Source organism: Tenacibaculum agarivorans, from assembly GCF_001936575.1.
Lineage (GTDB): Bacteria > Bacteroidota > Bacteroidia > Flavobacteriales > Flavobacteriaceae > Polaribacter > Polaribacter agarivorans.
Window position 1 is genome coordinate 24,761 of record NZ_MSMP01000046.1, and the last position, 7,043, is coordinate 31,803.

Sequence of the window (7,043 nt, forward strand, 5' to 3'; positions counted from 1 at the left end):
CACTTCGAGTGAAATTATTTATAATAAAATGGAAAATAATTTTGCACCGAGAAGCCCTCAAACTGTTCTCAATACAATTTTTCACTTCGTTATCTCTTCATAAAAAATTACTCGAACTGGCATTTATATTATAATTATTTTCATCATTTTGAATAAAATGAAGTAACTTTTAATAGCTTACTTCGTCATTCTTCCTCGTAATGACATTTAGTTCACTAATTTTTCTAAACAAGATTTTGCTTTCCCTCCAAATAGGGAATCTTTAGCTTCTTCAAAAGCAGATTCAAAATCTTTATTTTCATCTACAATTCGTAGAGCAAAAGCAGCATTGGTTAATACCACTTTATTCTGAGCTTCTGTTCCTTCTCCATCTAAAATAGCTTTAAAGATCTTTGCTGCTTCTTCAACCGAGTTTCCTCCATAAATATCAGATTGTGCTACACGATCTTGTCCTAAATCTTCAGGAGTAATTAATTGCTCTCCTTGCTTTGTAAATAGCTTAAATCCTCCTGTTAAAGAAATTTCATCATAACCATCTAATGCATGTACAATTCCATAATTAGTTCCTTCTTCTTGTAAGATGTAATTGTATAACCTAGCCACTTCTAAATTAAAGGTGCCTAATAATTGATTTTGAGCAAAACTTGGATTCACTAAAGGACCTAACATATTGAAAAATGTTTTCAACTTTAATGCTTTACGAACAGGACCAACAGCTTTCATTGCTGGGTGAAATTTTGGTGCGTGTAAAAAACAAATATTTGCTTTTTCCAACTGTGATTTTAAAATCGATTCATCATTAGTAAATTCATAACCGAAACTTTCTAACATATCAGAAGAACCAGATTTAGAAGAAACAGAATAATTACCATGCTTTGCCACTTTTTGTCCTGTTCCTGCTACAATAAAAGAGGTTAGTGTAGATATGTTAAATGTGTCTTTTCCATCTCCTCCTGTACCTACAATATCAATTGTATTAAATTCTGATAAATCAACTTTAATAGCTAACTCTAATAACGCTTCTCTAAAACCAGAAAGTTCATCTACTGTAATTGGTCGCATCATAAAAACAGTCAAGAATGAAGCTAAATGTGCTTCGTTATACTGTTCTTTTGCTATGTTAATTAAAAGCTCTTTGGCTTGAGCTTTTGTTAATCTTTTATGTTGATATAGATTATTTAAAACTTCTTTCATCTTTACGCTACCTTTAAGACTTACAACTATCTATAAAATTTCTAACTAACTGCTCTCCTACTTCTGTCAAAATACTTTCAGGATGAAATTGCACCGCACTAAGTTTAAATTCCTGATGTTCTATAGCTTGAATACGATTATCCTCATCTCTTGCTGTAACTTTTAAATCGTTCGGAAATCCTTCATCTGATGCTGACCAAGAATGATAACGTGCTGCTAAAAAAGTTTCAGGAATATCTTTAAAGATAACTGCATTAGTGTCCGTAACTTTCATTTCAGTAGCAACTCCATGAAAAACATCATCTAAATTGATAATCTTTCCTCCAAAAACTTCTGTAATAGCTTGTAAGCCTAAGCATACACCAAAGATTGGTTTTTTACCAGCGTAGGTTTGAATTACTTCTTTTAATATTCCTGCTTCATCAGGAATTCCAGGACCTGGAGATAACATAATTACATCATAAGTTCCCACTTCTTCTATACTAATCTCATCATTTCTATATACATCCGGATAAGTATCCGTAATCTTTTCAACCATATGTACTAAGTTGTAAGTAAACGAATCGTAATTATCTAATACTAATATTTTCATTTTTTAAGCTTTTGGCTGTAAGCTTTTGGCTGTAATCTCAATTGGACTAATGCACTTAGCTTATTCTATTTTTATATTTTTTCTGCTAAAATTAATGCCTTTTTTAACGCTGCTAATTTGTTATTTACCTCTTGCAACTCACTTTCTTCATTAGAATGGATTACAATACCTGCTCCTGCTTGGTAATACAAAACATTATTCTTACTCACAAAAGATCGAATAGCTATAGCTAAGTTTACATCTCCATTTAAACCAATTATTCCTACTGCTCCTCCATAAAATCCTCTAGTTTGATTTTCATAGCGATCTATTAATTCCATCGCTTTGTATTTTGGTGCCCCGCTTAATGTGCCTGCTGGAAAAGTATCTCCTACTATTTTTATAGGATCTCCTTTTAATTCTCCTTGAACTGTAGAAACTAAGTGAATAACATGGCTAAAATACTGCACTTCTTTAAATACCTCGACTGTAACATTTTCTGCATGTTTACTCAAATCATTACGAGCTAGATCAACTAACATTACATGTTCTGCAGTTTCTTTTTTATCATCAGATAACTTTTTTCCTAACTTAATATCTTCGCTCATTACTCCAGTTCTTCTAAAAGTTCCCGCAATTGGATTGATAATTGCTTTTCCTTTATTGATTTTTATTTGAGCTTCTGGTGAAGATCCCATTAACTTAAAGCTTCCATAATCAAAATAAAAAAGATAAGGTGAAGGGTTTATAGATCGTAATGCTCTATACACATTGAATTCATCTCCCTTAAATTGTTGTTGAAATTGACGTGACAATACCAATTGAAAAACATCTCCTCGTTTACAATGTGCTTTCGCTTTCTTAACATTTTCAATAAAATCTTCACTTTGCACATTAGAAGTTTCTTCTCCCACAATTTCAAACTTCTGCGTATTGAATGCTTGTGCTTCAATTATTGTTTCTATTTCTTCTAAACGACTTTCAGCACCAACTTCTAAATTTTCAATGATCTGCATTTCATCATTAAAATGATTAATGGCTATGATAAAACGATAGAAACTGTACTGCATCATTGGTATTGCAGAAGGAGCATCTTCATTTTTTAACTTGATAGTTTCAAAATACTGTACGCTATCATAAGTTGTATAACCGTATAATCCGTTAAATGATTTCAATTCCTCTTCACAATCTAATACTATTGAATTCGTAAAATCATTAAATAGTTGATTAAAGTTCCCTCCAACAGTCTCTTTTTTTACTTCTTTACCTTTATAAGCGACAGAAAATTCTTCTTTATCTACTTTTAAAGATACCAAAGGTTCAATACATATAAAAGAGTAACTCTCTTCTTTACTATGATAGTCTGAACTCTCTAATAATAATGTGTTTGAATACTTATCTCTAAATCGTAAATACAATCCTACTGGAGTAACTGTATCTGAGATTTTTTGCTTACAAAGTGTTTTAAATTGTAATGGTTTCATTGTATTTGGTCAATAAAAAAAGGCTTATCATGAGATAAGCCTTTTTAGTTATTATTTATATATAACGGTATGGTCTCACTAACGTAAGTTAAGAGTTTTCCACCACCAGTTATTTAATTGTATCGTTTTCATTTGCAACAAATTTATAAAGTCTTTTTTATCTAAACAAGTATTTATTTATTTTTTTGTTTGATAATATTGAAGTGCATTTACTACATACACAATTGGGGCATTCCAATTGATAGTAACTTCGTTAGAAGCATACGAACACCAAGTATCTGAATATGATTTTGCTGGCATTTTACTAGAATATTCACAGTTATCTTGCTGGCCAGGTTGCGGACCTCCAACTACCATTCCTGGTACTGGCTCTTCAATTGTATCAGCTTCAGAAGTTCTATGATGCGGATGTTTCGCAGCATTGCTTCCTTGTCCTGTTATATAACTAACTCCTACTCCATTTCTTCCTAACAAATAATCTAAACCTATTACAACTGCATCTAAATATGATTTATTTTTTGTGAGTTCATATGCTTTTAACACATACATTAACTGATTTCCTGCTACACCATTACTTCCCCATACATAATCAGTTCCATTCATGGCAATTCTCATAGGCGAATTAAAAATTCTTGTTTTTAACTCTTCTGCTTTGCTTAAAAAACTCTTTTTAGCTGTTGTTACATCAATTTGTTTACTAAGTTGTTTTTCATATCGCATCATAGAATATAAGGCGAGTGCACTAGCATCTTGCCACCATGGTACTTCATTCGATATTGATGCAACTGAAATATCTTTTGCATATGAAGTATCAGCTGTAGTAATCAGTAATTCTGTCGCTGCCCATTGAAATTCACCTTTCAAATCATCATCCTCATATTGTCCTGTTCTTACTCCTTTAGGATTTAAAAAATAGTCTTTTGGGTGTTTCTTTGCCCATTCGTATGCTTTTTTAGAAGCTTCTAATAACCTCTTTGCATATTTTTTTTTGGTTTTAAATGTATTGAAAATTCTAGATGCTACCGCTGTAACTGCTGCAAAGTTTAATGCGGCAGAAGTACTTTTTTTAATAACGTATCTATCAAAATCATATTGATGAGGCATTATTACACCAGAAAATCTTAACCCTGTATGTTTATGATACACACCTCCATCATTAGGATCTTGCATGGCTAGCATCCAATCTAAATTCCAAATAACTTCATCTAGTATATCAGGTAAATTATTGGTAGACTCAGGAATATTAAATGTTTTCTTATTATAATAATCTGGAAAGTTTTCATAAGCACTCAATAAAGTATATGTACTAATTCCACTATTAGTTACATACATATTATAGTCTCCTGCATCAAACCATCCTTTATCTACAGAAATCACAGTACCTTCTGGTCTTTCTTTAGAGGCAGCTGAACTATGTATTTTAACTTTCGTACCATTTAACCCTGAAGGCCTTTTCCATTTCCCTCCATATTCTTCAGTAATCTCTGTTGATGCTCTGTTGAAATAATAATACTTAAAAACATCTAAAGCTAATTTATTGTATGGATTATCACTTACAATAAATTTTTGTTGTATACCTGAAACATCTAATGTATAAGTATCTTTTTTATTAAGTTCTGAAAAATCAATTACAGATACATATTCATTCGCATCTTTCCAAAATTTACCCGGTTGAACGATTCCTGATTTCACTACAACTCCAGAACTGTTTTTAATTTCAAAGTTGATATTAGGAATAGGGGTAGTAGAATTGATTGAAATCAATTTTGTTTTTCCAGTAGCATATCCGATCTGATTGTACCTAATATTGAGGTCAACTTTCTGACTCATTGCTACTTGAGACATTAAACCTAGGGTGAAAAAGAGTGATAATAATTTAGTAATTGATCTAGTCATATTTGGTTTTAGTAGTTTTTCTTCAAAATAAGTTACAATTTAATGCAAAAAAACAATTGAAAAATAGCAAACTTTAATTGAAATTCAACAATCAATAAAAAAAAATTACATTTTAAAACAAAAAAACATTAAAAAGTAACAAAACATAACCATTAAAGTATTTTTTGTTTTTATTAAAAACTATAATCAAGTAATTTGAACCATAATTAAAAGTAAAATATTTAAATAAAAATATTATGTGCGGAATAGTATGTGCGTTTGATTTAAAGGAAAAATCTGAAGTATTAAGACCTCAGATTCTTGAAATGTCTAAAAAAATACGTCACAGAGGACCAGATTGGAGTGGAGTGTATAGTGATAATAAAACAATCATGTCTCATGAGAGATTAGCAATTGTTGATCCTACTTCTGGACAACAACCTCTATTTAGTAATGACAGAAGGTTTGTTCTTGCCGCTAATGGAGAAATATATAATCATCAAGAATTAAGAAAGCAATTTGAAGGTAGTTATGATTTTCAAACTAAATCTGATTGTGAAGTTATTCTTGCACTATATAAAGAGAAAGGTGTTGAGTTTTTAGACGATTTGAATGGAATTTTCGGATTTGCTGTTTACGATGCCCAAACAGATGAATATTTAGTAGCTAGAGATCATATGGGAATCATTCCATTATATATGGGATGGGATAAAAAAGGAACTTTTTATGTTGCTTCAGAATTGAAAGCCTTAGAAGGATATTGTAATAAAATTGAAGTTTTTCCTCCGGGATACTACTACACAAGAGAAGATGGATTACAACAATGGTACTCTAGAGATTGGATGGAGTATGAAGCTGTTAAAGAAAACCAGACAAGTATTCAAGAACTTCATGATGCGTTAGATGCTGCTGTTCACCGTCAATTAATGAGTGATGTTCCTTATGGAGTATTATTATCTGGAGGATTAGACTCTTCTATAACTTCTGCAATTGCAAAAAAATATGCATCTAAACGTGTAGAAAGTGATGATCAAGATGAAGCTTGGTATCCTCAATTACATTCATTTTCTATTGGTTTAGAAGGATCTCCAGATTTAGCTGCAGCTAAAAAAGTGTCAGATCATATTGGTACCATTCATCATGAGATTACCTTTACTATTCAAGAAGGGTTAGATGCTATTCGTGATGTAATTTATAATTTAGAAACCTACGATATAACTACTATTAGAGCCTCTACTCCAATGTACTTAATGTCTCGTGTTATTAAATCTATGGGGATTAAAATGGTACTATCAGGTGAAGGAGCAGATGAAATTTTTGGAGGTTATTTATATTTCCATAAAGCGCCAGATGCAGAAGAATTCCACAAAGAAACAGTTAGAAAACTTGATAAATTATACCAATATGATTGTTTACGTGCTAATAAAAGTTTAATGGCATGGGGAATTGAAGGACGTGTACCTTTCTTAGATAAAGAGTTTATGGATGTAGCTATGCGTATTAATCCTGAAGATAAAATGATTAACGGAGAGCGTATGGAAAAATGGGTATTACGTAAAGCTTTTGAAAGCTACTTACCTAAAGAAGTGGCATGGAGACAAAAAGAGCAGTTCTCAGATGGTGTAGGTTACAATTGGATTGATACTCTAAAGGATCTAGTAGATCAAGAAGTAACGGATAAAATGATGAAAAATGCACATCATAGATTCCCAATTCAAACACCAAGAGCCAAAGAAGAATATTATTACCGTTCAATTTTTGAAGAGCATTTCCCAAGTGAAACTGCAGCGTTAACGGTACCATCTGTTCCTTCAATTGCATGTAGTACGCCTACTGCTTTAGCATGGGATGAAAGTTTTAGAAATCAAAATGAACCAAGTGGTAGAGCAATCAAAGCAGTTCATGAAGATGCTTATTAA

Annotated in this window: 5 protein-coding genes; 1 reads left to right on the forward strand and 4 read right to left on the reverse strand. The window is 31.7% G+C overall.

The window, feature by feature from the left end:
* Positions 1-207 precede the first annotated feature (207 nt).
* From trpD to BVC87_RS21185, 4 genes are all read right to left on the reverse strand, one after another.
* Positions 208-1,194 (reverse strand): anthranilate phosphoribosyltransferase, encoded by a 987-nt coding sequence (gene trpD / locus BVC87_RS21170; RefSeq protein WP_075344403.1) that lies wholly within the window; start codon positions 1,192-1,194, stop codon positions 208-210.
* A 13-nt stretch (positions 1,195-1,207) separates the two neighbouring features.
* Complete coding sequence (locus BVC87_RS21175) at positions 1,208-1,786, reverse strand: anthranilate synthase component II (RefSeq protein WP_075344404.1); 579 nt, start codon at positions 1,784-1,786, stop codon at positions 1,208-1,210.
* A gap of 71 nt (positions 1,787-1,857) precedes the next feature.
* Positions 1,858-3,249 (reverse strand): anthranilate synthase component I family protein, encoded by a 1,392-nt coding sequence (locus tag BVC87_RS21180; protein WP_075344405.1) that lies wholly within the window; start codon positions 3,247-3,249, stop codon positions 1,858-1,860.
* Between the two features lie 177 nt (positions 3,250-3,426).
* A complete protein-coding gene (locus tag BVC87_RS21185) occupies positions 3,427-5,145 on the reverse strand; it encodes a glycoside hydrolase family 9 protein (protein WP_075344406.1) in 1,719 nt (572 codons plus the stop codon).
* Positions 5,146-5,381: 236 nt separating this feature from the next.
* On the opposite strand from BVC87_RS21185, the gene asnB reads away from it, so the two are divergent.
* On the forward strand, positions 5,382-7,043 hold the full coding sequence (gene asnB / locus BVC87_RS21190) for an asparagine synthase B (RefSeq protein ID WP_075344407.1): 1,662 nt from the start codon (positions 5,382-5,384) through the stop codon (positions 7,041-7,043).